A 25,763-nucleotide genomic window follows, 5' to 3' on the forward strand; every position below is an offset into this window, starting at 1 on the left:
TGCCTTATATATAGGGACGTCGTTACGGGGCCTTGGGCGCGCTCGCGAGGCGTCAGCGTACCCCCCAATTAGGCCGCCGCCCCACCCGCCCCGGCACTTGACCGTTAACAGTAGGATCAACGCCTGCGTCGGGCCATGGACTTGGTCCGGGGGACCGTCGAACCAACGGGGGCGGTCCGAGACTGCGAGATGCATGAAGGACTGATGCCTCGGTGAGCGTTGTCATCGTCAAGCGCCCGCCCCGCGCGCTTCCACCCGAAATCCCCGGGGAGGAGTTGACGCTCGAAGCTCCGCCGGAGCTGCCTCGCGAAGGCGAGGACAACATGCTGATGAACCTCATGCCCATGATGGGCATGGCGGGTTCGGCGGGTTTCCTGTTCATGGGCACCCAGCCGTTCATGAAGATCATGGGCGGCGTGATGGTGGTTTCCACCCTCGCGATGGCTATTGTCCAGATCGTCAAGGCCCGTCAAGGGCCTTCCGGGCAAATGCTCCAGGAGCGCCAGGATTACCTCAAATACCTGTCGCAGAAGCGAAAGGAAGTACGGCGCACCGCGCGCAAACAGCGGGACGCACAGCTTTTCACCCACCCGGATCCGGGCCAATTGTGGTCGATCGTCGCCGAAGGCAAACGGGTATGGGAACGCCGGTCGTCCGACCCGGACTTCGCACAGGTACGCATGGGACTGGGGCCGCAGCAGCTGGCCACTCCCCTGAAAGCCCCGGAGACCGCGCCGGTCGACGAACTGGAACCGCTCACCGCGCACGCGATGAAGGAGTTCCTCGACAAGCACGGGCATCTGGACTCGCTGCCGCTCGCCGTTTCGCTGCGCGCCTTTTACCACCTGACGGTCTCGGGCGAGCCGGACACCGTGTACGGGTCCGCGCGCGCCATCCTCGCGCAGCTGTGCACCCTGCACTCGCCGGAGGACCTGGTCGTCGCCGTGGTGGCCGCGCCGGGTGCGCAGGCCGAGTGGGAGTGGACCAAGTGGCTGCCCCACGTACAGGACAAGACCACCGACGGCGCCGGGACCCGGCGCCTGGTCGTCGGTGACCTGGGCGAGATCGAGGAGCTGCTCGCCGACGACCTGGAGGGCCGCGGCCGCTTCAACCCGCAGGGCACACCGGTCACCGACGCCCCGCACGTGGTGATCGTGCTGGACGCCGGCGAGGTGCCGATGGACTCGGTGATCGCCGGGGCCGAGGGCCTGCAGGGCGTGACGATCCTGGAGGTCGTACCGGGCGACCTGGACGAGATCCGGGGCGGTCTGGCCATCCAGGTGCGGCCGGGCAAGCTGGTGCTGGAGTCGTCGAGCGGCGCGGTCTACAACGGCACCGTGGACACCCTGTCGGTCTCCGAGGCGGAGTCGCTGGCCCGCCAGCTCGCGCCGCTGCGGGCCGGGTCGGGCGCCGACGGCGAGGAGCCGCTGCTGTCCAACCTGGACTTCACGGACCTGATGAACATCGGCGACGCCGGTTCGGTGGACGTCTCGCGCACCTGGCGCCCGCGCACGCTGCACGAGCGGCTGCGCGTGCCGATCGGTGTCGACAAGGACGGCCAGCCCGTCCTGCTCGACATCAAGGAGGCCTCCCAGGAGGGCATGGGCCCGCACGGCCTGTGCGTCGGCGCGACCGGTTCCGGAAAGTCCGAGGTGCTGCGCACGCTGGTGCTCGCCCTCGCGGTCACCCACTCCTCGGAGACGCTGAACTTCATCCTCGCGGACTTCAAGGGTGGCGCCACCTTCACCGGTATGTCCGAGATGCCGCACGTCGCGGCGGTCATCACCAACCTGGCCGACGACGTCAGCCTGATCGACCGCATGCGCGACTCGATCACCGGTGAACTCCAGCGCCGCCAGGAGCTGCTGCGCTCGGCGGGCAACTACGCCAACATCACCGACTACGAGAAGGCACGCGCCGCCGGCGCCCCGCTGGACCCGCTGCCCTCGCTGGTGATGGTGCTGGACGAGTTCTCCGAGCTGCTGACCGCAAAGCCGGACTTCATCGACATGTTCATCCAGATCGGCCGTATCGGCCGTTCGATGGGTGTGCACATGCTGCTCGCCTCGCAGCGCCTCGAAGAGGGCAAGCTGCGCGGCCTGGACACCTTCCTGTCCTACCGGCTGGGTCTGCGGACGTTCTCCGCGGCCGAGTCCCGTACGGCGATCGGTGTACCGGACGCCTACCACCTGCCCAACGTGCCGGGCTCCGGCATCCTGAAGTACGACACCGAGACGATGGTGCAGTTCAAGGCCGCGTACGTGTCGGGCCCGTACCGCGGTCCGGGCGCCGGCGGTGGCGGCGGTGGCAGCCGTACGAACCGGATGCCGGTGCCGTTCACCGCGTCGCCGGTCCTGGCGCCGATCGTCGAGGAGATCATCGCCGAGGAGCCGTCGCTCACCCAGCAGCAGGACGACGCGCTGGCCGACACCGTCCTGGACGTGATCGTCCAGCGGATGCAGGGCCAGGGCCCGCCCGCGCACCAGGTGTGGCTGCCCCCGCTGGACGAGTCACCCACCGTCAACCAGCTGCTCCCGGCGCTCGCGGTCACGCCCGAGCGGGGCGTGCACGCCCCGGAGTACACGGCGCTCGGCAAGCTGGTCGTGCCGGTCGCGCTCGTGGACAAGCCGTTCGAGCAGCGGCGCGACGTGATGTACCTGGACTTCTCCGCGGGCGCCGGTCACGGCCTGGTCGTCGGTGGTCCGCAGTCCGGCAAGTCGACGCTGATCCGTTCCGCCATGGCGGGCTTCGCGCTCACCCACACCCCGTCCGAGGTGCAGTTCTACTGCCTCGACTTCGGTGGCGGCGGCATGCTGGCCATGGAGGGGCTGCCGCACGTCGGCGGCGTCGCCTCCCGGCTGGACGCGGAGAAGGTCCGCCGTACGGTCGCCGAGGTCGTCGGCATCCTCAACGAGCGGGAGGAGTTCTTCCGCGCCAACACCGTCGACTCCATGGGGACGTACCGCCAGCGGCGCGCCGCCGGCGCGTTCCCGGACCAGAAGTGGGGCGATGTCTTCCTCGTCATCGACGGCTGGGGCACCTTCAAGACCGACTACGAGCAGCTCGACCCGGTCATACTGGACATCGCCAGCCGCGGTCTCGGCTTCGGCATCCACCTGATCCTCGGCGCCTCCCGCTACACCGAGGTACGCCCGGCACTGCGCGACCAACTGCTGAACCGCGTCGAACTGCGGCTCGGCGACCCGATGGAGTCGGAGTTCGACCGCAAGCGCGCGGAGAACGTGCCGATGGGCCGCCCCGGCCGCGGTCTGTCCCCCGAGAAGCTGGACTACCTGGCGGCGCTGCCCCGTATCGACGGCGTCCAGGAGGCCGAGAGCCTCAGCGACGGCATGGCGCACCTGGTGGCGACCGTCAAGGAGAACTGGCAGGGCGCGCCCGCCCCGAAGGTGCGGATGCTGCCGACGCTGCTCCCGGCGAGCGACCTGCCCAAGGGCAGCGACTACCCGCAGCACGGCATCGCGATCGGTGTCGACGAGACGACGCTGTCGCCGGCGTTCATCGACTTCGAGACCGACCCGCTGCTGGTCATCTACGGCGAGAGCGAGTCCGGCAAGTCCTCGCTGCTGCGTCTGATCACCAAGCAGATCGCGGAGCGCTACCCGTCGGACAAGGCGCTCATGGTGGTCTCCGACTACCGGCGCGCGCTGCTCGGCGAGGTCCCCGAGAGCCACCTGTACAAGTACTGCGCCGCGGGGCCGCAGCTCCAGGAGGTCATCACCGGGCTGGCCGGTTCGCTGGGCCGCCGTATGCCGGGCCCGGACGTCACGCCGGAGCAGCTGCGCAACCGCAGCTGGTACGACCTGCCGGACGCGTTCGTGATCGTGGACGACTACGACCTGGTGGCGACCAGCAGCGGCAACCCGCTGCAGCCGCTGCTGGAGTACCTGCCGTTCGCCCGTGACCTGGGACTGCGCCTGATCCTGGCGCGCAGCTCCTCGGGTGCGGGACGGTCCTCCTTCGAGCCCGTGATGCAGCGGACGAAGGAGCTCGGCGCCCAGGGTCTGGTCCTTTCGGGTGACCCGGGCGAGGGCCCGCTGATGGGCAACATCAAGGCGACCAGCCTGACACCGGGGCGTGCGCACTTCATCACGCGCAAGCGCGGTGCCCAGCTGGTGCAGACCGGATGGCTGCCGGCGCACAGCTGATGCGCACAACTGAATGGCGGTGGGGCGTCTCTCCTTCGGGAGGGGCGCCCCACCGCCGTTCTCGGGGGTACGGGTAACGGGCCGGGTCTCAGCCGAAGGCGCCGTGGCGGCGGACGTCCGGGGACGGCTCGCCGGGGCCGCCCTCGCCCTTGCCGTCCTGGTCCTTGGTGTCCTTGCCGTCCTGGTCCTTGGCGCCCTTGTCGTTCCTGTTCCCGGTGCCGGACTGCCCCCGAGCGTCGGACGGATGCTCGGCAGCCGCCTTCTCAGAGCCTGAGGCCGTCTTCTCCGAGGCTGGGGAGGCCGCGTCCGCGTCGGAGGAAGGCGCGGAACCGGCCTTTCCGGCTGCCGCCTTGGGCGTGCCCTCGGAGGCACCACCCCCCTCGGCCTCGGACTCCCCCGTACGTACGCCCTTGGCGACTCCCGCGCCGCCCCGCACGCCCTTCGGGTCACCGGCCCGCGGCGGCCCGAAGGGGTCGGGCCCCTGGGGTGCGCCGGAGGTCTCCCACGTCGCGGTCAGCGGGGGCCGCTGCCCCTGGCCGCCTTTGCCGCCCTTGCCGCGGAAGACACCGCCGAGCGACGTGGCGAGCTGGCCGAGGGCCATGAAGCCGTACGCGGTCTGCATGCCGGACGACTGCGAGCCGTCGTTCTGGGAGGCGGCCGGGGCGGCGTCGTGAGCGCCGGAGTCCGCGCCCGCGTGCGCCCCCTTGTCCTGGGAGGCGGCGTTCTCCAGGTCGGCGGCGGCCAGCTCGAAGACCGGCAGCGTCTCGTCGACGGACTGCTTGAGCCGGTGCCACTCCCCGGCGAACGCCTCGCCCGCCGGACCGTGCCAGTTGGCGGCCGCGGCCAGGCCGACGTGCCGGTCGAGGTCGCGTACCAGGCCGTCCAGGTGCTTGCCCATGTCCCGCCAGCCGGCCGCCGCCTCGTGCAGGGCCTGGGGGTTGTGCCGCTCGGTCACTGGACACCCCGGATCGTCTTGACGAGCTCTTCCTCGGCCGCGTCGGTCGACACGGCGGTCTCCCTGATGCCGTCGGCGACCTCCGTCAGCCGCTCCCGCAGCTGCTCCAGGGCGCGCTCGGCCTGCTCGTACAGCTCCAGGTACGGCCCGGCCGCCTCGCGTGAGCCGAACCCGTCGCACAGCGCCTCGGCGTCACTGCGCCGTCTGAAAGCGGTCAGCTGACGGCCCAGGTCGTCCGCGGATATCTCGAACTTGGCACCGAGCCCGTGCAGCTCCTCGGTACTGATCCGGACCTCGTCTGACATCTTTTCTCCCCGAATTGTTTGGCGCAGCCCGAATGACGCGGCTCGAAAGCGCGGCGGCCTGCCGGACAAGGCCCCAGGTCTAGCACATCCGGATAGGGGCCGACCGCCGCGCCCGAAGGCGCCGGGACGGCGTGGCGAGGAGGGAAAAGGGACCAATATCCCGCAATGCCAACAACCCTCCTTGACGCATCGTTCGGATCCGTCATTACACTCATGACGCCGGTGCAGCACACGCGGTTGCTGTGCCACCGAGTTCACTGGGGGCAGAAGACATGAGCGGTATGAGCGGCATGGGCAATGAGCGGCAGATCCAGGACGAGGATCTGATGGACGTCGCCCAGGATCCCGAGCAGGCGCACCGGCTGCGCAAGGCCCTGCAGACGCTGGCCACCAATCCCCAGGTCGGCGGAAAGCTCCAGGAGATGGCCAAGGAGGTGCTCTCCGGGCGGATCGGCATGAAGGACGCCATCCAGTCCGATGAGTACATGGGTGCCATCGGCGACCGTATGAACGAGATGCGGCGGGCGGCGGAGAACCAGACGCAGGCCGAGCGGGAGGCGTCCCGTGAGCAGTTCGCGAAGTGGCAGAAGGAGCAGGAGGCCAAGGAGGACCAGGAGCGCGCCGAGCGCGACGGCCCTTCGGGCGCCATCGTGACGGGGCCGCGGCGGAGCGGCCGGGGCGGTACGAGCCACCGGAACTGAACCGGCGGGCCCGGCCGTCGGCGGCCGGGTCCGAACTCCCGTTCACCGGGCGGGCGCGAGTCCGTTCATGGCTGTTCGTGCGTCATGCGGGATTCGCCCGCCCGGTACTCCGGTTCCCCAGTACTCCGAGGCCCAGTACTCCGAGGCCCGGCACTCCGATGCCCGGCACTCCGGTGCCCCGGTATCCGGTACGGGCCTTCGGCGACTTCGACGCCATCGGGTTCTCGCGTGCCGACTCACCACGATATTTTCCCGCTTGTCCGCTCTCCCGCGGTCGACGTTTGACCGTATTCGCCGGTATGCGATCGGCTCTTTGATGGCAGTTGTCCATCCCTAAGGGAATCTTGACCGGCATTGCTATCGTGCGCGATCACGCGCTGCCGGAGAAGCGCACGCGGGAGAGAGCGGAGCAAAATGCCACATATTCGGGTGCTCGGTAAGGGCGCGCGGATCACGGCGGGCACCTTGTGCCTGCTATTCCTCCTGCACACCCTGTACTGGCTGGGACATGATCTGGTAACCGCCGGTCCCGGCATGGTGTGGGATCTGTGGACGGGAGGCGCGTCTCCCGCTTCCGGTGGTTCCGCCGGCTCTTCCGGTGCCGGTGGCGGTGGCGTTCCGGCGGCCGCCTATCCGGCCACGACTCCGTACGACGTCGGCCTGGCCGTACTGCAAGGCGCCGCCGTGGCCGCCGCGTTCGCCGGGAGGCGGACGGCCGGCGGGCTGCTCGCCGTGGCGACGGCGCTGACGTTCTCGATGCGCGTGCAGGCCGTCGTCAGCACCGGCAACCACACCTCGGCCAACCGATGGTTCCTCGGCCTGGGCGACGGCGACGACGCGACCCTCATGGCGGTCTTCGTCTCGGCGGGCCTGGTGGTGCCACTGGCCCTCGTCGCGGCCGTCGTCCTGCCGGCCGGCATCCGTGCCTGGCCGCGGCCCGGCACGGCGCCCGGTGCGCCTCCGGTGCGGCCCGCCGGGCCTGCGGGTCCGGTGGCCGCGATCGTGCTGGGTGTGCTCACGCTCCTCTCGGCGGCCTGGATCTGCTACATGCTGGTGCAGACCCTCGGCAGCGGGTACGGGGTACCGCTGGACGTCCTGTTCACCGGCCGCGGCCTGCTCCTGGCCATGCTGGGCCTGGCGCCCGGCTGGGCTTGGCTGACCTTCCTGCCGCTGTGCGCGGCCGGTGCGCTGCTGGCCGCCACCCGCCGGGTCTCCGCCCGCGGCTTCGCCCTCGGACCGGCGCTGGTTCTGCTGCCGGTCGCCTTCCTGGGCATGTGCGGCTACCTCCGTACCGGAACGCTCTTCGAGCTGGGTGACGTCGCACCGGGCGGCGCACTGCTGAGCCGGGCGCAGATGGTGGTGGAGCTGGTGGGTTCTGTGCTGTTGCTGGTGCTGATGGGGCGAAGCGGGGAGCCGGTTCAGTCGGGGATGGCGGGGGCCGTGGGCGGGTCCGTGTATGGGGCGCCCGGGTACGGGGCTCCTGCTTACGGGGCGCCGGTTCCTGCGTACGGGAATCCTGCGTACGGGGCGTCCGCTCATGGGGCTGCCGGAGGGCCGGTGCCGGGCGGGTTCCCCGCGCCGGGCGGGCATCCGGCGCCCGACGGGTATCCCGCGCCGGGCGCGTATCCGACGCCGCAGGGCGGCTTCGGTCCGCCACCCGCGGGCTGACCTGCGCCTCGGCGGGCAGCGGTACCGGTGTCAGTGCCGGATCGTAGGATCAGCCGGGAGTCGAGGAACGGAGTACGGGCAGCGCGGGGAGTGCGGGCAAGCGGCGCTCGCGGCGCGGACATCGGGAACAGCACGGTCAGCACGGCATGCCGGCCGGCACACACACGCGACGACCCGCGACGGTGGAAGGCGAAAGGTTCATGGGGGACGAGGAATTCATGCACGCCTCGGACGAGGAGCACGGCAGTACGGGGGGTTACGCACCGCATCCGCACATCGGCGGCCGCACCGCCGCCCTGCGTGCGCTCGCCGCATGGCGTATGCAGTGGCCCGGCGCGCCCCGGGTCGTCGTGGTCACCGGAAGTCCGGGCAGCGGGCGTTCGCGCCTGGTGACCGGCTTCCTCATGCTGTGCGACCCGGAGTACCGCAAACGCCTGCCGCTGGACGACCTGGACCCGACGACCGTCCCGCCCGACCTGCCCGCCCCCGCCGTACCGGACCCGGCGGGCCGCACCGCCGCCCAGCTCCTGTGGACCATCGCCGACCACCACGGCCTGGGTGCCGCCCGCACCGCGGACATCGTTCCCGAACTCGCCGCTGCCGCCGCCCCGGTGACGGTCGTCGTCCCCGACGTCGACCGGGCCGGGCCGGTGCGGGCCGCCGACGAGCCCGCGCGCCTCGTCCGGGACGTGCTGAAGCCGCTCGCCGAGACCGGCACGGTCCAGCTGCTCGCCGACGTGCCGCGCGCGCTGGCCGCCGAGGTGATCGCGGCGCTGCCGTCAGGGCAGGGACAGATCATCGATCTCGACGAGCCGCGCTGGGCCGACCCCGAGGGGCTGGCCCTCCAGGTGGAGAGGTCGCTGGACCCGGGGTCCGGCGCCTCGGCGCTGCCGTACACCACAGATCCCGGGGCGCGCCGGGCACTCGCCGAGGCTGTCGCGGGGCGCGCCGACGGCAGCCGGCTGACCGCGCAGCTCGCCGTACGGTGCGTCCTCATGCGGCCGGAGGGCTTCGACCCCGCCGACGTGTCGCAGCTGCCGGGCGATGTGGGTGAGGCGCTGGACCTGCACGCACAGCGGCTGGGCGCCGATCCGCGGACGCTGCGGCTGATGCTGGCGCCGCTGGCGTTCGCCGAGGGGGACGGACTGCCGCTCGGTCTGTGGGGACCGCTGGCGTCCGCCGTCGCCGGGCGCGACATGAGCCGGGAGATCGCGGACGGGATGCTGCTGGCGGGACCGTTCGTCGAACCGGCCGAGGTGCCGGGGGCTGTGGCGGCGTCGGACGGAGCAGCCGGGGCGGGCGGCGAGGCACCGGCTGCGGCCTCCGGGGACGCCGGTCGTGGCGGCCGTACGCTGCTCCGCCTCGTGCACCCCGCTGTCGCGGACGAGGTCCGTGCCGGGCCGGCCGACGCGCGCGACGCGCAGACCCGTATCGCCATGGCGCTCCTGGAGGCCGTACCGGAGCAGGACTGGTCCCGGGCCGATCCGTACGTCCGCGACCACCTCGCCGCACACACGCTGGCCGCCGGCCTCCTTCCGCAACTGCTCACCGACCCCGGCCTGTTCGTGCACGCCGATCCGGTGCCGCTGCGTACGGCGGTCGAAGCCGTGCCGTACGAGGCCCTGGGCGCCCCCGCCCGTACGTACCTGCGGACCGCTCCGCTGCTCACCCGCACCCAGGCGTCCGTCGTCATGCGTGCGGCGCTCCTGGAGACGGCCTTCGTCGAGGACGGCCTCGGACCGTACGCGGACGCGGTGCACGCGCTCGGCCTCGGTCTGCCGTGGCGCACGCTGTGGAGTGTGCCGCTGCCCGGAGTCACCGGCGTGACGGTCGGCAGCCTCCCGCCGACCCCGACCCCGACCCCGGCGAGCGGCGGTGGGGCGGCCCCCGCGGGCGCACCGGCCACCGCCGCGCTGCCGGTCGCCGCCTTCGTCGTCCCCGAAGGCACCCCCGGCTCCCGTGCGGTCCCCGCCGGAGCCGCGGATGCGGGTGACTCCGCCGTGTTCGTCCACCGGCTGCTGAGTCCCGGGCCCGTGGACGCCGATCCGGCGCAGGTTCTGCGCCCCTCGGAGGACATACGGGCAGCGGCACCGCTCGCGCTGAGCCGGGGCGCGGACTACCTGCGGGTATGGGACCGGCAGCGTGAGGAGGTGGTGGCCGCCCTCGTCAGCGACGTCCCCTTCACGGGCGCCGACCTCTCGCCCGAAGGCATCCTGGTCGTCGCCACGGCGCGCGGCGTCAAGGCACTGCAGATACTGCTGCCCGCGCCCGCCTCCATCTCCGCGTCCACGTCCGGCGCTGCCGTACCGGCCCCTGCCGCCCCCGCCGCCCCTGTTCCCCCCGCCGACACGCCCGCCGGCCCGTACGGCCGCGAAGGAGACCGCACGTGATCACCCAGGCGCAGGCCCAGGCCACCGCCGACCGCTGGCTCAACCCCGAGGGGCACCAGGGCCCGCCGCGCCGGGTCGGTATGGAGGAGTTCGACCTCGGCTGGGTGGTGTGGGCCGTTCCGCCGCCCCCCGAGACCGATCCGGCGACCGGTCAGCGGCGGCCCCCGGCGGAGGTGGGCAACGCCTGCGGCGTCGTCGACCGGGCCAGTGGCGAGCTGACCGTCTGGCCTTCGGTGCCGACCGGCGACGTCGTACGGATGTACCGGCAGAAGCACGGCGCGGGCAGCGGCGACGCGCCTGCCCAGGCGCCCGCCGAGCCGCCGGTCACCGGCCCCGGCAACACCGCCGTCGCCACGTACGACGACCCGTCCAGTGGTGCGGAGACCAACCTGGTGCGGGTGTCGGGCCCCGGCCTGCCGCCCGCCGAGTACCAGCTCTTCGACGAGCTGCGGCGCATCGGCGTCCGCGGCGAGGACGTGCGCGCGGTCCACACCGACCTGCGCCCCGCCCTGTTCCCCGGCGGCTATACGGGGAGCTTCGTCTTCCGCGCCTTCCCCAACGCCCGCTTCTCCTGCACCGAGGGCTACGGCGCGACCTCCGCGGAGCGCGCCGAGGGCGTCGCCGGGCTGCTGCGGCACGTCGAGACGATGCACCAGCTCACGGGACAGCAGCCGCCGCCGCGGCCGCACCGGCTGCCGGTTCCGTCACCCGACAGCGTGCCGCGGGCCGAGCCCGTACGGGACGTGGCCCTCGGCAAGCAGCTCGCCGAGGCCTTCGGTCCACAGGGAGTGTTCCGTCCGGATGCCGACGACATCGCGGACACCCGGCTGCCGGAGGCCGCCAAGAAGACGCTGACCTGGGCCGGTCTGCCCGTGGAGATGCCGCTTTTCTTCACCGCCGACGAGGCGGCCCGTCCCCCGGCCGGGGGTCTGTTCACGGACGCGGCGACGCATCTGCGCGCGGTCGGCACGGAGGCCTCCGAAGGGACGCTCGGCAATCTGGCGGGCCATGTCCGCCTCGGTACGGACGGCGCCTACCTGATCACCGTCCAGTGCACGGCACCGGAGGAGAGCCGGGCGCTGATCGGCGCGGTGTGGGCGGTCCAGCCGTCCTCGGGCGGCGGCCGGTTCGTCAACGCGTCGCTCGCGGCGTTCCTGCGGTCCCTGGTCCTGCTGGCGGCCACCCGGCGTCAGATACGGGGCATGGACCCGCGCGCGGCGGGCGCCGCGGTCGCCGCCTTCCAGGAACAGCTGGTCGCGATCGACGGGTGGTCACTGGACAGCGACAAGAACTGGTGGTCCCTGATCGTCGAGCAGATGTGGCACGGGCTCTTCTGACACTTTCCGGACGCCTTCTGCTTGCTTCGGCGGCGGTGTGCTCAGGGCGGCAGCAGCCAGTCCGCGGCGAGGGCCGCCGCCAGGCCGAGGCCCAGCAGCCAGCTGCCCAGCCGCGTACGCCCGTTGCGGCTCAGCTCGATCACGATCCCGCACAGGATCAGCGCGGCGCCGTACACCCCCACGACCAGGACCGATGTGCGGCTCGCGAGGCGGATCACGAGCACGGCCGCCATCGCGGCCATCAGCACGGAGGCCAGAACGATCCGTACCCGCCGGGCCTGACGGGGCGTCAGGTTCATGCGGCGTGCGGGCAGGGGCTGTTCATCGGCGGGTGCGTCCATGAGCGGGAATGGTACGGGACGGCTGTTCGGCTCCGTACGACCGCGTTCGCTTCCCGGACGCCAGGCCTACGTGAAGAGGAGCACCGCGCCGGACAGCACCGCGCCGATCAGCCCCGCGGCCATCAGCCCCACCATCAGCGTGCGCAGTACGCCGGGGCCGACCGACCGCCATGCGTCGTCGAAGGTGGGGGCGCTCCGGAAACGGTAGCCGGTCACGGTGCAGAGCACGCCCAGGACCAGGACGACCAGCCCGCCGCAGAGGCACAGGACGCCGTTGGCCAGCCGGTTCCAGCTGTGCTGGACGTAGCTGGAGCGGCCGACCTGGCGGACCTCGATCAGGTCGCCCTCCTTGAACCGGTGCCAGGAGTCGACGCTGGCGTTCAGGTCCTTCGTCCTGCCGTCGTCCGACCGGAACGTGCCGTAGCACTGGATGTCGCGCGTACGGTTCCCCGAATGCTGCTTGTTCGCGTAGTGGTAGTCCGTGGCGCACGCCTCAACGGTGATCTTGCCGGGGCTGCCGTCCACCCACACCGAGTACGGACCCACGTAGACGCCGATCGCGATCAGCATGAGTCCGGCCAGCAGGACGCCCACCCCGATCAGCCGCCCCAGGCCGCGCTTCACCCCGTCCGCCGCGTCCGGCACACCGCCCACGCCGGCCTCACGGGACGCGCCTGACCTGGTGTGTTCCGACTGTGCTGCCATGGTCAGCGATCCTTTCCAGGGGCGTGCGAAGGTGCGAAACGAGCGGTGCACACATCGGCATGACGGACATACCGCGCGTACGGGACGTACGGACTTGCGGGGTGTACGGGCTTACGCGATGTGCCGAGCCTACGGCCCGGACGCACCTGCCCGGCCGGCCAGGCGGCCCGCAGTGTCACCCGTAATGCTGCAAAAAGAGAAAGACGGCTGCACCAAGGATGCCGATCCCGGCGACGGACAGCAGCAGCGGGCGCAGCACCGCCCCGCCGGGCAGCCCGTCCCAGCTGTCGCCGAACGAGCGCCCCCAGCGGGCGCCGAAGCCGGTCAGCAGGCAGAAAGCACCCGCCGCGAGCACCGGCAACGACACGAACACCCCGGCGACATCGCCCCACGCCTGCTCCCAACCTGCGGCCACGTATGTTCCGCCGTCGCCGCTCTGTACGGGGACCCGGGCGCCCGGCGGGTACACCGTGCCGGGGTGGAACGTTCCGAAAGGATTGCCCCTGCCGCCGCTGTTCCGGTCGGTAGTGCCGCTGCCCTGATCCTGGCCCTGGTCCGCGCTGCTGCCGCCGCTGCCGCTGTCACGATCGGCTCGGAAGGTGCCCGTGCAGGTGATCGTCCGGCTGCCGTGACGGCCGCTGCCGCCCGCCGCCGTGTAGCGCTCGTGACATTCCTCAACGGTGTACGTCCCGCCAGTGCCGCTGTACCCGACGGCGAGCGCCGCTTCCCTGGCGGAGATCACGCAGACCATCACCCCCAGCAGCACCAGGACGAGGCCGGTGACCCGCCCCACCACGTACCGGGCGGCGTTGCGGCGGCTGGTCACCGCGGCCAGGGCCCGACTCAGCGAGCGGAGCGACGCGAGCGGCGTACGGCGCGCCGTCGGTGGCGGCATCAGACGAGCCCGTCGACGAGCAGCGCCGCGGCGGCACCGAGGGCGGCCAGGCCGCCGGCCCCGGCCAGTACGGCACGGACGACGGTGCCGCCTGGCACCCGGTGCCAGGCGTCCCGGAAGCCCGGCCCGCGGCGCGTACCGAACCCGGTGAGCAGGCAGAACAGGCCCGCCACGATCGCGCACACCGAGACACCGACGATCGCCAGGCTCCGCCAGATCCACTGCTCTTCGATCATGACGAACTTGTAGTCCGTCTTCTGGACCGCCAGCTGCTTGCCCGGCTCGAACTTGGCTCCGGTCTCGACCGTCGCATCCTCGACCGCGGCGCCGCCCTCGTCGTCCTGGAAGGCGCCGGTGCAGGTGACGACGGGCCGCGCGTGCCGGTGCCGGGACGAGCCGACGCGGTCGAACTGCGTACGGCACTCCTGGACCGTGAGCGTGCCCGCGTCGCCCCGATGGCCGTTGGCGTAGCCCATGTCCTTGGCCGTCATCCCGCCGAAGAACAGCCCGGCGAGGACGAGACCGGCGCCGACGACCCTGCCCGCCGAGGACGGCAGCCGGGTCGGGAAGCGCGTGCGTATGAAGGGCTGCGTTGGCATGGTGGGACCGCGATGCTGTGGAGGACAGTGCCGGCCTGCCCGGCAGCCATACGGCCGGGCACGCACGCCACCCGGGGCGCGCGGCCTCTTGACCGGGCAGGTACCGAAACTTAACCACCTCTTTCCCCGTCCGCACCACTCCCCTTCCGCCCGCATTCGGGCCGTCGCCGATGCCCCACCTCGGTCAATCCCCCCGAATTCGAGCGCCATTCGAGTGGATACCGCACTGCCGAATGCCTCAACGGCCCGCCATCAGTGCCCCGTTGTCCCCTATTTCTGCACCACTGTCCCCCGCGAAGCCCACCCCGTCACCCCGGCTCCCGCCCCGCGGGCTCGCCTTGACATGCCTGCGTTAAGAGCACATAAAGTGGTCGTGCTGGACGTGTCGAGAGACAAACACGCCAAGCGTGAATGACAGGGCAATGACGGGGGTCGTGATGGCGGACAAGGCATTTGACGTGGATCCGGCGGTGCTGAGCACGCAGGGCCATGCGTTCGTGAACATCGGTACGGAGTTCGCCAAGGCGGCCAAGAAACTCAAGGATGATCTTGAGGGTCTCGGAAAGCCGTGGGAGGACGCCGACTTCGGCGCGACCTTCGACGTCATCTACACCCCGATACGCGACGGCATGTTCACCTCCATGGATTCGCTGGGCGAACGCCTGGAGGACATCGGCGACAAACTTCAGGGCATGGCCCGTACGTACACGGCGTCCGACGAAGAGGGCGTCCACGTCGTCAGCTCGGTCCCCCGCCCCGCCGTCTGAGGCCGCGACCCCGGGCGCACTGGCCCCGCGGAGACGCTCACGCTTCTCGCCGTACGGATCCGCTGGGGTCGGTACGGCTGTGCGTGCTCCGGGCATCCCGCCCCCGCTCAGCCCCGCCCTGCTCCCTCCGCTTCCGCACTTCCCGCACCGCCGCAGCCCTGATCAGCACCAACACCACGAACACGACGACTCCAGCCGCACACGGCTGCAACCGCACGGGGGACGAACACTGTGTCACTGACACTGCCGAGCGAGGTCTCCTGGGTCCTCGGACTCCTCGGGTACGACTGGCCGGAAGCCGACGAGGACGCGCTCTTCAAGTGCGCCGAGACGTGGCGGAACTTCGCCACACAGGTCGAACAGGCGGCTTCGCAGGGCACGTCGGCGGCGAACGAGGTGGTCGGGGCCAACACGGGCGAAGCGGTCGACGGCTTCACCAAGGAATGGGGCGCTTTCTCCGGCAGTTCCGGTTCCGACCACTATCTGCGTGACGCCCAAATCGCCGCCGAGACCATCGCGTTGGCTTTCGACGCGGCAGCCATCGCCGTACTCACCGGCAAAATCGCGATCATCGCCCAGCTCGTCGTCCTCGCGGTGGAACTCATCGCCGCGCAAGCGGCCGCCCCCTTCACGTTCGGTCTTTCCGAAGCGGGCGCGGCGGGCGCGACGCAAATCACCCGCGTCGCCGTCCGCGAGATCCTGAACAAGATCAAGCAAGAGGTCGTCCAGGCCGCCACCAAGGCCATGGAACACGCGACGATGGACGCCATCAAGAAGCTGGCCAAGAAGGCGGTGTCCAAGGAAGCCCGGCAGCTGGCGACGGACTACGCCAAGAAGACGGTCAAGGACACGGTCAAGGAGACCGTCAAGGACAAGGTCGTCGAAGAGGGCAAGGCGAAAGCCACCGAAGCCGCCACGGAAATGGGACAGAACGTCGCCCAGCAGGGCATCGAGCACCATTTCGGCGCCCGCGACGGTATGGACTGGGGCGAAACCGCCGACGTCGGCAAGGAAAAAGCCGGCGAATACGTCGACGGCCTCAAGGAAGGCGCCCAGAACCTGACCGACCCCCAGACGTACGTCGACCACGCCAGGGAAGACCTCACCAACCGCGGCCTCGACGCGACCCAGAAGCACGTGGACCACCGCACCGGCGGTGCCGCGACCCGCCACCAGGGCGTCACCGACGGCGCCAAGGATTCAGTGCGGGCCGTGTTCGGGTGAGGGGGCGGGCATGCCGGCCGCCCGTGCCGACCACCGGCCGATGCCCACACCTCCGCGCCTCATCCACGCTTCCCTGACTCCGCGCCTCCCTGATTACGCGCCACCGCACCCCGGCGCCGCCCCCACGCCCTTCAGCCGAAAACGTTACGAACGTCCTCGGCGATGCCCCCTCCCCCGCTGCTTCCGTTCGTACTCCCGCTCGTACCTCCGCTCCCAGTCCTGTCTCCAGCCCCTTCCACCCCTCCCGGCCCTCTAGGTCCTCCCCTTCCGCTCTGAGTGGCGTCCCGCGCCTTCGCCGCCACGGCGTTGGTCCCCACCTCGGTCGCTCCATCGAGCAGACGGTCACGATGCGTCGCGGGGTCGAGGAGACCGGCCAGGCCGCCTGCCCTCTCCGCCGGGCCGGTCGGCGCGCCGACGACGTACTCGCCGGGCCGGAACTCCCCGCCCTCGACCACCCCGAACTGCTTCGCGAATTCCTCCTTGGCACCGTCCAGCGCGTCACCCGGATCGATGCCGGCGCGAGCACCGAAGCGGGCCTCGATCCCTTGCTGGACGATGTCCTGCCCCGCCCCGGTCACGATGTCCGTGACCTTCTCCCCGGCGGGGGTGACAACCATGTCCCTGGCCGTCTTCTTCGCATACTCCGTCGCGAAGTCCTTGACCTGGTTCTGCACGAAGTCCGCGGCAATCTTCTTGACGCCCTTTTCGGCGGCATCCGCCATCGCCTTGGTGACGGCTTCGACGACCTCCTGTTTCAGCGTGTCCAGGAGCCGCCGCACCACGAGACGGGTGGCCTGGGTCACCCCCAGCGCCCCCACTTCCGAGAGGCCGAGGGTAAAAGGCGCGGCGGCCTGCGCCGCGATGAGTTCGACCGCCAGGACGACGAGCTGCACGATGACTTCGGCCTTGGCCGCGAACACCGCGACCGCCGCCACCTCGAAAGCGATACCGATCACGTTGGCAGCGATCTGCGCATCGGTCAGGCAGGAACCGGGCCCACCGGAGAAGTCCTCCCACTCGCCCGTGAAGCGGCTCACCGCCTCACCCGAACTACCGGTGGCGACTTCCCGTACGGCCGATCCACCCCGCCCCTCAGCCCTTCCGACCTGAGCCGCGAACTCCAGCCAGGCCTGCCCGCACTCCATGAGCTTGTCCTCGTCCGCCGCGGGCCAGTGATACCCGAGCAGATCAAGCACCCACACGACCTCACCAGGCAGCGTCAGCGCCACAGCCGCCTCCTCCCCCAGCCCCCGCCGCCATCACGGACCCCATGGGGAAGGATGCGCACGCGCCACCTGACCGACGAGCTGGAGCCCCTCCCGCTCCGCCGTCTCGTACCCCCGCGCCATCTCCTGCAGGTTCTCCCCCATGCCCGCCATCCGCCTGCCGAGCGAATCCATGGACTTGAACATGCCGTCCCGGACCGGCTCGTAAATCATCGCGAACGTCTCCGCGAATTCAGCACCCCGCCACGGCTCTCCCAACCCCTTCAGCCGGTCCTGCAACCGCCTGGAAGCGGTCCCGAACTCGGTCCCGATATCGACGAACTCCGCCCCTTGACGCCTGAGCCCGACCGGGTCGACATCGAATACCCTGCCCATCACACAGCCCCCACTCGCTCGAACAAGTAGCCAGCAAAAGGAATAGCGGGCTCCCCGCCCGCCCAAATCAGTGGCGAGAGCCTTCCACGCCGCCAAGCGGGCGGCAAACATCCGCACCCGTGAGCGGAACACGGCAAACGCACTCGCACACCCGCCCCGACGCCCCGCACCACGCCGCTCACACAATCCGAAGAAACCTTTACCATGCCACGATCAGGCCCCAGCGACGCGATGCCGCGCAGACGTTCCCCTCGGCGATACAGTCACCACCTCGAACCCGAACGCCATAAAGCGAGTCACTCCCGGACGAGCAACCGAAACAAACTGGGCACACACCCGTCGTTTTCAGTCCTCACTCATCCGGGCGAACGGCGCGCACTCCGCTGACGACTCTTTCCGTCTCCCCCTCCCCGCACGCAAAGAAGGGGCCCGCAGCGAGCTGCGGACCCCTTCTGGCGTTACGCGATGCCGTGACTACTGTCCCGGCGGACCCGGAGGCTGGGCAGGCGGAGCCGACGGAGCCGACGGGTAGGAACCGTAGGCGTTGGGCTGCTGCCCATACGGGTTCGGCTGCTGCTGGTACGGCCCGGCCTGGTGCGGCGGGTAACCGGTGTTGCCACCGGGCCCTCCGTAGCCACCGGGACCACCGGGCGGCGGGCCGCCATTGTTCTTCTTGCGCCGCACGACGACGATGACGACCACCAGAGCCGCCACCAGCAGAACCAGTACGAGACCGATGACGACGATCGGAGAAATTCCGATACCGCCACCACTCGCCTTCTGCTCACCGGTCTTGCCGGGGGTGGCTCCGTCATTCCCGGCGGAAGTCGGATCCGTGACTTCCGGAGCCTTGAGCGGGCCGTACTTGGACCCGGCCGGAATGTCCTGGGTGAGCGCACGGTACGGGCGGATGGTGCCGTATCCGTACTTGGGACTCGGCGTGCTGATGTCCGACTTGCCGTCGGGAGTGATCGCCGTCTTCGTCAGACGATTGGCGACCTGGCCGGCAGTGAGGTTCGGATACTTGGACCGGACCAGCGCGGCGGCGGCGGAGACGTAAGCGGTGGCGTCGGAGGTACCGTCCGCCTGCCGGTATTTGGAGCCGAGGCCGGCTGAGTAGATACCTTCGCCGGGGGCGAGGAGACGGACATGCGGGCCGTAGTTGGACTTGCGCCAGACTTGCCCGTCTTTGGCCACAGCGCCTACAGCGAGGACTCCGGGAGCCGCAGCCGGGTACATGGGCGTTTCTACGCCGTCATTTCCCGTTCCAGCGACGATCAGTACGTCCTTGGCCAGGGCGTAGCTGATTGCTTCCTTCTCTTTCTGGTCGAACCCAACGCCGCCGAAGGACATGTTGACGATCTTCGCCCCGTGATCAACCGCGTAGCGCAGCGGCTCGGCGAAGCCGTTCTCCGAGGAGACACCACCTTCCGAATCCTTCGTCTTGATCGGAAGGATTTTGACCCCGGGTGCCAGGCCCTTGATACCGTCGGCGCCATTCGGACCATGGCCATGACCAGCGATCAGGGACGCCATTCCGGTTCCATGGCCGTCCCCCGGCTCCTGGTCAGCGGTGCCGCCGTCCGAGGCGAAACTCTTTCCGGGGAGAACGCTGCCCTTGAGATCGGGGTGATTACCGTCGACCCCTGTGTCCACAACAGCGACAGTGACGTTCTCACCTGTGGACTTTCCCCAGACGTCCTTGGCTCCGAACGCACCAAGCGCCCACTGCCCGTCCCTGATGTAGTCCGCCGAAGCAGCCGGTGCGGTGCCGATGACCAGCGCTCCCGCCAAGACCGCGCCGCTCACCGCACGCAGCGTCCGCGTGAAGCTCATGCCGTACACCTCTCCTGAAACAGGGCGGGGCCCGCAGCCCGAGGACTGCGGGCCCCGTCTCGTCTTCGCCGGCTGTCAGACCGACTGGTCCCTACTCGATGACCTTGGGCGCCACATTACGCTCCGGCGTCCAGGTCTCCTCGTCCTCGACGAGGTAGTCGGGGCGCTGCCCGTTCTCGCCCTTGTCGTTGCCCTTGGCGCCGTGAGCGCCGGGAGCACCCGCCATGCCCATCGGACGGCGGCCGTTCCCGCCGGTGCCCGCCTGCGCACCACCACGGCTGCGGTGCAGACCCGCGCCGCCCTGTGCGCCGCCGCCGGTCTTGCTGCCGCTGGTGCTGCCGACCACGCCGCCCTTCTGGCGAGCCAGTGCGCCGCCACGGCCTGCGGCGGCTCCTCCGCCACGGCCTGCGCCGGCGCCTGCCGCACCACCCATGCCGGGCATTCCCTGACGCCCGCCGCGCGCGCCTCCGGTGCCGGAACCGCTGCCGGAACCGGGACCTCCGATGCGACTGGCCGACGTGCCACCGGGACCGCCGCCGGCTTTACCGCCACCCGCGATACCAGGCATGCCCGGCCCGCCGCCGAGGTGTCCGCCGCCTCCGGGGCCACCGTTCAGCTGCCCGCCGCCGCCAGGATTCCCCAGACCGGGGCCGCCGCCGCTTGGACCGGTGCTGGTCAGACCACCGCCGGGGCCCGAAGTGCTGGGCGGGTTGAAGCTGTCGAGGCCGGTGCCGATGTTGGACGGCATGCCGCCCTTGCCGGGCTGGACGGAGCCCACGCCGCCGTGGATGCCGTCCGTCTTGGGAGCCTGGAGTCCGTCGGAGGAGAAACCGGGGCCCTTGCCCAGAGAGCCCCCCGGTCCGCCCACGAGCGGCTTGGGCTTCTTTGCTACCGCTGCGGGGAGCGGGAGGACGGGCGGGACCGCAGGTCCGGTGTTGGGCGGCGGAATATCAGTGTCATCGTTGAATTTGGCGTTCGGGGGCTTACCAATCGCGGCCGCGTTCGTTCGGTATGCGGCACCCAGGTACTCCATGGTCGCCGCAGCCTTCAGCTGGGTTTCCTTACCGGCGGAGAGGTTGTCCTCGTTGTCCTCGACAACCTGAGCGGCACTCTTCCCGCCCGCCAGCGCGGAGTTGGCCTTCGAGTCGTCCCGGCCGACGCTGTCCGTGGCCCAGTCCCAGGCGCGACTGCCCCAGCTCGGCCACTCCATCCCATCCAGGTGCTTCTTGTACTCACCCAGCGCTTCGCTCGAACGCTTCATGCCTTCGCCGACGACCTTGGCGTAGGAGGCACCGTTCTCGATGTTCTTGCTGATCTTCTCGGCTCGGGTGCGGAAGGCTTTGGCGGCGTCGCCCTCCCAGTGCTCCAGGACCTCATTGATGGCCTTGTCGAACATGGCCTTGATGCCGCCACCGTTGTCGCTGACCAGCTGGTTGTGCACCTGTTCCCAGGCGTGCCCGACACCGGCGACATCGTCGGGCTTCGCGTTGGCCACCATGGCCTTCAGCGATTCGAAGTCGATGTTGTGGAACTTCGTCGTGTTCTCGATCGCGTAGCACTTGTCCTGCGGTGCGTACTTCGAGTTCGCGTAACTACCCACGGGCCTGCCCCCTCTTCTGCTCAGTTTTCCCAGTATCCACAGTCACGGTTCACCGGTACTGGTTACCCGACGAAGACTGCCCGTGGTTCATCGCGTTGCTGGTGTCCTGCTCACGGTCCTGGTACGCGCCGTGCGTTTTGGCCGTCTTCTTCGACAAGTCGTCGATCAAGTCTTCGAGCTTCTTGAGGACATACGTTTCGATATGCGCCTTCATCTCGCCGTGCGCATTCCGAAGCTCCCCCTCCTCCGAGAACCCCTGCCCCAGCGCGCCAGGCGGCAGATGCGTCCCACTCTTAGCCTTGCCCGAAGCCCCCTGCATGTCCTTCAGTACGGCGTTGAGCTTTTTCACCACTTCGTCCAACCGGTCAAGATCAACGCGGTAGGAATCGTTAGCCATGATTGGCCTCCCCGTTCGAGTTGTAGCCGGTCTTGCGGCGCCAGTCGCGCATGGCGATCGAGGTGCCGACGACCGTGGCGACGGCTAGGGCGCCGCCGCCGATGATGTAGATGGCGATGCGGGCCTGTCGTTCCTCGGTGGATTCGCCGATGGTCAGGACGGCCGGCTGGATGTTGGCGCCGGCGTCGGCCCGGTCGGAGTCGGTGTCCGGCTTGGGCTCGCCGGTCGGCTTGGTCTTGTCGTTGAGGGCCGCTACCGGGTCGACGACGCCCCAGCCGATGTTGTGGTCGCGGTTCTTGCGAACGCGTTCGGCGGTCTTCTCCAGGTGCCAGATGATCTCGCGCGGCTTCCACTTCTGGTGTTCGGCCTTGTTGCGGCCGACCAGGAGTGCCGCGGCGCCGGCCGCGTACGGGGCGGCGAAGCTGGTGCCCTGGTCGACGCAGTTGCCGCCGTTGGGGACGGTGGAGACCATGTCCACGCCGGGGGCGGCGAGGTCGACGAAGGAGCCGGCCTGGGAGAAGGGGGCGCGCTCGTTGTTGCGGTCGGAGGCGCCGACGGCCAGGACGTTGGAGTTCTCGAAGGCGGCCGGGTACATGCTCTGCTCGGCGCCGCTGGCGCCGCCGTTGCCTGCCGAGGCGACGATGAGGATGTCCTTGGCCTCGGCGGCGGTGACCGCGGCGCGCAGGCTGCCCAGGCGCGCGGGGTCCGCGTTGGTGCCCTGGGAGATGTTGATGATGTCGGCGCCCGCGGCGACCGCGTCGGTGATCGCCTTGGCGAGGCTGTCGGCCGTACCGCCCTTTTCTTTGTCCGTCTGCTGGAAGGGGATGATCGTCGCCTTGGGGGCGAGACCGTAGAAGCCGGAGCCGGCTTTCGTACGGGCGGCGATGATGCCCGCGACCTTCGTGCCGTGACCGACCTGGTCCTCGGTGGGCTTGCCCTTGTCGACGTAGCTCTTGCCGCCGCTGATCGCGGTGCGCAGCTGTTCGTTGCCGGCGTCGACGCCGGTGTCGATGACGGCGACCTTGACGCCCTCACCCCGTCCGTAGGCCCACATCTGCCGGGTGAGCAGGCGTTGCAGCGACCACGGGGTCTCTTTGATGTCGTCGGTGCCGAACGTGCACTGTCCACTGTTCAGGGGCACGTTCGGGTCCGCGGACGCCGGCGCGGCCGTCGCGCAGGACAGTGCGACGGCCGAGGCCGCACCGGCCAGGGCTACCGTCGCGCGTCGGCGGTGGCCGGCTCGGTGACCATTGGCACGAGATCCCACGAGGTGTCTGCTCTCCGTGTGTGGCGGATTCGGTTAGGTGAGGGGGAGGAACCGGGGAGGCGGTGGAGGAAGTGGGTGGACTGCGTGAGGGCGAGCGCACTGGTGCAGCGCGCCCGCCCTCATTCACCACTGTGCGAGCCTTCGTGGCTGCTCAGCCGTTGTGCCGTGTCCGTACCGTCGGTGGACGGCGAGGAATCAGCCGCCCCAGATGCTGGCGTTCTTGGACTCGGTGCTCTGGTAGTTCTGAGCGGCCTGGTCCAGGGCCTTGGCGATGGCTTCCAAGGTCGAGTGCAGGGAAGCGGCGCGCTGGTCCCACTCGCGCTGGCGGGCCTGGTAGCCCTCCTGCGCGGCACCTTCCCAGCTGGCGGCGATCTTCTTGACACCCGACTCGAGGTCGTCGAGCTGGGTACGGATGTTGTTGGCCGTTCCGCGCACGTCGGAGCTGGCCTGGGAGATCGTCGCGAAATTGACGAGGATCTGGCCGGACATGTGGTCTCCTCGGGGAGTTGAGCTCTGGTCGATTCACATGCCGCAGCAGGCCGGCCGGCCCACGGTCCGCCGGGGCGGTGGGCCGGTGCGTGCTGCGGCGAAGTGGGCGCGCCGCGGTGGGCGGCGCGGTCCCGTCATCCGAAGGGCGAGGCCTGCGCGGAGACGTGGGACATCGACTGGGCCTGCTCCTCTTCCGAGGCCACGTAGTTCTTCGTGGTCGAGTCGATCGCTTCCTTGATCTCGTTCAGCAGCTGGTTCAGGCGCTTGGCGTCATCATTCACCTGGGTCTGCAGCTGGTGGTACGAGGAGGCAGCAGAGCCCTTCCAGCCAGCCGTGATGCCCTCGACGACCCCGTTGAGGCGAGTGATCTCACCCTGGATCGACTGGTTGACGGAGGAGATACGGCCGCTGAATGCGACCATCTCCTCCTCAGTGGTTGTGAACTGCTGACCAGCCATAAGTCAACGTCCCCCATGAGACTCGTACGTCGTGCCGGGGGACTCGCGTGAAGAGCTCCCCCGGTCGGCATCTTCTGTTGACGCCTTCCGCCACTTTAACCACTCCATACGCCTGTTCCCAACAGCGGGTGGGCAGTTGTGACGCGATCACAACAATGGCAACTGACCGACTCCGAAAGCCAATTCGATGGAAACGGACAGATGCCTTTCTTTCGGTCAAGCGTCTAGGTGAAGCTACTCACTCGGATGTGAAGGAGTGGTGAGGGTCCCGGGATCAGGAGCTCTGCGGCTTCTTTGCGCTGCTGACGTCCAGCTCCGGCCCTTCGGACAACAGCTGCGACCACGCCTTGTCGACCGTCGGCGGATGCACGCCCTCGTATCCGAGGTGGATCTGCGCCTGGTCGCGGTCCTTCTCCGCGTTGCCCGCCTTGGTGGCGCTGTCATTGCTGCGCGGCACCGAATAGCGCAGGCCGGTGTCGGTCACCAGGAACAGCGTGCCCTCCTTGGCGGTACCCGTCACCTGCTGGTACAGCAGGCCGCTGCCGGGCGTCACGTACGAGGCAGAGCCGGCGGCGATGGCGGCCGGGTAGTCCTTGCCGACCCAGGTGGACATCTTCGGTACGGCGCCGTCGAAGCCGAGCGCCTTGCCCGCGCCGTTCGCGTAGTCCGTGCCGGTGCCGTGGTAGACGCTGCAGGCGACGCCGGCGCCCTTGCCCGCGTCGCCGATGCCGGAGCTGCGCTGCGTCGCGGCGGCGTTGGCCATCGTGACGGCCTCGGAGGGCCACAGGGCCGTGCCGGGGAACTCGGACATGAACTGGACGACCTGGTCCTTGTCGTCACGCTTGGGGGTGATGCTGTCGGTGGAGACCTTGACCGCGTCCATCTTCTCGCCGCCCTTGTTCACGGCGGTCGCGTTCGGCCCCTCCAGCAGCAGCTTGGCCTGGAAGTTCGAGACCTTCTCCAGGCCGCCGGCGGTCACGACGTACTTCTGGCTGTCACCGGCCTGCAGGACGTTGCCGATGACGCTGTACTTGCTCGGCACCCCCTCGACGGCCGCGCGCGTGCCGGCCTTTTCCACGCGGGGCATCGTGAGCGGCATCTGGCTCTTGATGAGGGTGTTCATCCATTCGGAGGTCACCTGCTGCGGCTGTGCGTCCCCGAAGATGACCTGGCGCAGCTTGTCGTCCTGCTGCTCCTTCAGCTCCGGCGAGGGGGCGTGGCCGGCGAGGGCGTCGAACTTGAAGGCCACGCCGTTCTCGTCGACCAGGTACTTCTCGCCCTGCGGGTCCTGGACGTACAGCGCCTGGTGCAGGTCCAGCTTGCCGTGGTCGAGCACCTTGGCCTTGTCCTTGCCGCCGAGGACGAACACGGCCTGCTGGGACTTGCTGTTCTCGCCGCTGCCCGGACGGTCGCACACCGCCCAGACCTTGGGGGCGCCGGCCTCCTTCTCGGAGGGCAGCCGGTCGGGGGCGTACGGGATTCCGATGGCCGGACCGTGCGGGATTTTCCCGTCGAGTTCCTCTTCCTTCACCTTTACGACCTGAAACTTCTTCGGATCGAGAAGGAGTTTGGCGGAGGCCAGGTTGAGGATCGGGTGGAGAAGTTTCTGGTTGCTTCCGTTTTCGCCCTTGCTGTTCAGGACGACATAGCGGGTGGTGGACTTGTCGCCGACGATGACGTTTTGCGCCGGCGTGTCCCAGCCCTTCGGCGCCACCGGCTTGAGGATGCCGCAGGCACCGAAGCCCACGGTGACCACCAGGCCGAGCAGGATGCTCGGGAGCACCGCCTTGAGCGGCCGCGGCGCGCTCTCGATCGAGCCGTTCGGCAGCGGCTTCAGAAATGCCGCAGTCGTCCGCTTTCGAGCGAACGAATACGCATTCAGCTCGTCCCGACGTGATGCCATTGTTGCTTTCTCTCCCCGCCTGTCGGATCCACCGTGGACCGCCCCCGGCACTCGGGCCGCAGCGCCCTCTACTATGCCGTGTGTCGATCGACCCGTACGGTACGGGTGCCACCTTCCGGTGCACCAGTCTCGACGACGGTACCGAGGCCGGGAAGACAT

The 25,763-nt window shown here is 69.7% G+C and carries 22 protein-coding genes; 7 read left to right on the top strand and 15 right to left on the bottom strand.

Annotation, left to right across the window (positions count from 1 at the left end; genetic code table 11):
• Positions 1 to 212: 212 nt before the first annotated feature.
• On the top strand, positions 213 to 4,166 hold the full coding sequence (gene eccCa / locus A6A06_RS09130; RefSeq protein WP_073760704.1) for a type VII secretion protein EccCa: 3,954 nt from the start codon (positions 213 to 215) through the stop codon (positions 4,164 to 4,166).
• Between the two features lie 88 nt (positions 4,167 to 4,254).
• Here eccCa and A6A06_RS09135 read toward each other — a convergent pair whose 3' ends face one another.
• Positions 4,255 to 5,121: a WXG100 family type VII secretion target gene (locus tag A6A06_RS09135; RefSeq protein ID WP_079193908.1), complete on the bottom strand. Its 867-nt coding sequence runs from the start codon at positions 5,119 to 5,121 to the stop codon at positions 4,255 to 4,257.
• Positions 5,118 to 5,426: a hypothetical protein gene (locus tag A6A06_RS09140; RefSeq protein ID WP_073760705.1), complete on the bottom strand. Its 309-nt coding sequence runs from the start codon at positions 5,424 to 5,426 to the stop codon at positions 5,118 to 5,120. The genes A6A06_RS09135 and A6A06_RS09140 overlap by 4 nt, the downstream gene beginning before the upstream one ends.
• 272 nt (positions 5,427 to 5,698) lie before the next feature.
• On the opposite strand from A6A06_RS09140, the gene A6A06_RS09145 reads away from it, so the two are divergent.
• The 4 genes from A6A06_RS09145 to A6A06_RS09160 all read left to right on the top strand — a co-directional run bounded on the left by A6A06_RS09145 (position 5,699) and on the right by A6A06_RS09160 (position 11,522).
• Positions 5,699 to 6,127: a hypothetical protein gene (locus A6A06_RS09145; RefSeq protein ID WP_242440656.1), complete on the top strand. Its 429-nt coding sequence runs from the start codon at positions 5,699 to 5,701 to the stop codon at positions 6,125 to 6,127.
• A gap of 414 nt (positions 6,128 to 6,541) precedes the next feature.
• On the top strand, positions 6,542 to 7,795 hold the full coding sequence (locus tag A6A06_RS09150) for a hypothetical protein (protein ID WP_073760706.1): 1,254 nt from the start codon (positions 6,542 to 6,544) through the stop codon (positions 7,793 to 7,795).
• A gap of 200 nt (positions 7,796 to 7,995) precedes the next feature.
• The gene (locus A6A06_RS09155) at positions 7,996 to 10,185 is read left to right on the top strand and encodes a hypothetical protein (RefSeq protein ID WP_073760707.1); all 2,190 of its coding nucleotides are present in this window, start codon (positions 7,996 to 7,998) and stop codon (positions 10,183 to 10,185) included.
• Positions 10,182 to 11,522 (top strand): SUKH-4 family immunity protein, encoded by a 1,341-nt coding sequence (locus A6A06_RS09160; RefSeq protein WP_073760708.1) that lies wholly within the window; start codon positions 10,182 to 10,184, stop codon positions 11,520 to 11,522. Before A6A06_RS09155 ends, A6A06_RS09160 begins: the two co-directional genes overlap by 4 nt.
• A gap of 41 nt (positions 11,523 to 11,563) precedes the next feature.
• On the opposite strand, the gene A6A06_RS09165 is transcribed toward A6A06_RS09160, so the two are convergent.
• The 4 genes from A6A06_RS09165 to A6A06_RS09180 all read right to left on the bottom strand — a co-directional run bounded on the left by A6A06_RS09165 (position 11,564) and on the right by A6A06_RS09180 (position 14,062).
• On the bottom strand, positions 11,564 to 11,863 hold the full coding sequence (locus tag A6A06_RS09165) for a hypothetical protein (protein ID WP_073760709.1): 300 nt from the start codon (positions 11,861 to 11,863) through the stop codon (positions 11,564 to 11,566).
• A 66-nt stretch (positions 11,864 to 11,929) separates the two neighbouring features.
• Complete coding sequence (locus A6A06_RS09170; RefSeq protein WP_073760710.1) at positions 11,930 to 12,568, bottom strand: hypothetical protein; 639 nt, start codon at positions 12,566 to 12,568, stop codon at positions 11,930 to 11,932.
• A gap of 175 nt (positions 12,569 to 12,743) precedes the next feature.
• Entirely contained in the window at positions 12,744 to 13,463 is a 720-nt protein-coding gene (locus tag A6A06_RS09175) for a hypothetical protein (protein WP_199930779.1), read from the bottom strand.
• A complete protein-coding gene (locus A6A06_RS09180) occupies positions 13,463 to 14,062 on the bottom strand; it encodes a hypothetical protein (RefSeq protein WP_073760712.1) in 600 nt (199 codons plus the stop codon). Before A6A06_RS09180 ends, A6A06_RS09175 begins: the two co-directional genes overlap by 1 nt.
• A 422-nt stretch (positions 14,063 to 14,484) precedes the next feature.
• Here A6A06_RS09180 and A6A06_RS09185 point away from each other — a divergent pair, with 422 nt between their 5' ends.
• Complete coding sequence (locus tag A6A06_RS09185) at positions 14,485 to 14,829, top strand: WXG100 family type VII secretion target (RefSeq protein WP_242440657.1); 345 nt, start codon at positions 14,485 to 14,487, stop codon at positions 14,827 to 14,829.
• A 231-nt stretch (positions 14,830 to 15,060) separates the two neighbouring features.
• Positions 15,061 to 16,053, top strand: a complete 993-nt coding sequence (locus tag A6A06_RS09190) for a WXG100-like domain-containing protein (RefSeq protein ID WP_073760713.1) — start codon at positions 15,061 to 15,063, stop codon at positions 16,051 to 16,053.
• Between the two features lie 131 nt (positions 16,054 to 16,184).
• Here A6A06_RS09190 and A6A06_RS09195 read toward each other — a convergent pair whose 3' ends face one another.
• The 9 genes from A6A06_RS09195 to A6A06_RS09235 form a co-directional block, all read right to left on the bottom strand.
• Positions 16,185 to 17,282, bottom strand: a complete 1,098-nt coding sequence (locus A6A06_RS09195; protein ID WP_073760714.1) for a WXG100-like domain-containing protein — start codon at positions 17,280 to 17,282, stop codon at positions 16,185 to 16,187.
• Positions 17,283 to 17,312: 30 nt separating this feature from the next.
• A complete protein-coding gene (locus A6A06_RS09200; RefSeq protein WP_073760787.1) occupies positions 17,313 to 17,654 on the bottom strand; it encodes a WXG100 family type VII secretion target in 342 nt (113 codons plus the stop codon).
• Positions 17,655 to 18,128: 474 nt separating this feature from the next.
• Positions 18,129 to 19,490 carry a type VII secretion-associated serine protease mycosin gene (mycP, locus tag A6A06_RS09205; protein ID WP_073760715.1) on the bottom strand — a complete coding sequence of 454 codons (1,362 nt, stop codon included), beginning with the start codon at positions 19,488 to 19,490 and terminating at the stop codon, positions 18,129 to 18,131.
• A 91-nt stretch (positions 19,491 to 19,581) separates the two neighbouring features.
• Positions 19,582 to 21,090, bottom strand: a complete 1,509-nt coding sequence (locus tag A6A06_RS09210; RefSeq protein WP_073760716.1) for a hypothetical protein — start codon at positions 21,088 to 21,090, stop codon at positions 19,582 to 19,584.
• Between the two features lie 49 nt (positions 21,091 to 21,139).
• A complete protein-coding gene (locus tag A6A06_RS09215; protein WP_073760717.1) occupies positions 21,140 to 21,487 on the bottom strand; it encodes a hypothetical protein in 348 nt (115 codons plus the stop codon).
• A complete protein-coding gene (gene mycP / locus A6A06_RS09220) occupies positions 21,480 to 22,754 on the bottom strand; it encodes a type VII secretion-associated serine protease mycosin (RefSeq protein WP_073760718.1) in 1,275 nt (424 codons plus the stop codon). Before mycP (A6A06_RS09220) ends, A6A06_RS09215 begins: the two co-directional genes overlap by 8 nt.
• A 195-nt stretch (positions 22,755 to 22,949) precedes the next feature.
• Positions 22,950 to 23,243 carry a WXG100 family type VII secretion target gene (locus A6A06_RS09225; protein WP_073760719.1) on the bottom strand — a complete coding sequence of 98 codons (294 nt, stop codon included), beginning with the start codon at positions 23,241 to 23,243 and terminating at the stop codon, positions 22,950 to 22,952.
• 134 nt (positions 23,244 to 23,377) lie between these two features.
• Positions 23,378 to 23,701, bottom strand: a complete 324-nt coding sequence (locus tag A6A06_RS09230; protein ID WP_073760720.1) for a WXG100 family type VII secretion target — start codon at positions 23,699 to 23,701, stop codon at positions 23,378 to 23,380.
• 274 nt (positions 23,702 to 23,975) lie between these two features.
• The gene (locus A6A06_RS09235; RefSeq protein WP_073760721.1) at positions 23,976 to 25,604 is read right to left on the bottom strand and encodes a type VII secretion protein EccB; all 1,629 of its coding nucleotides are present in this window, start codon (positions 25,602 to 25,604) and stop codon (positions 23,976 to 23,978) included.
• Positions 25,605 to 25,763: the final 159 nt, after the last annotated feature.

Origin of the sequence: Streptomyces sp. CB02923 (assembly GCF_001905005.1) — a bacterium.
In the GTDB taxonomy this organism is placed as follows: Bacteria; Actinomycetota; Actinomycetes; order Streptomycetales; family Streptomycetaceae; genus Streptomyces.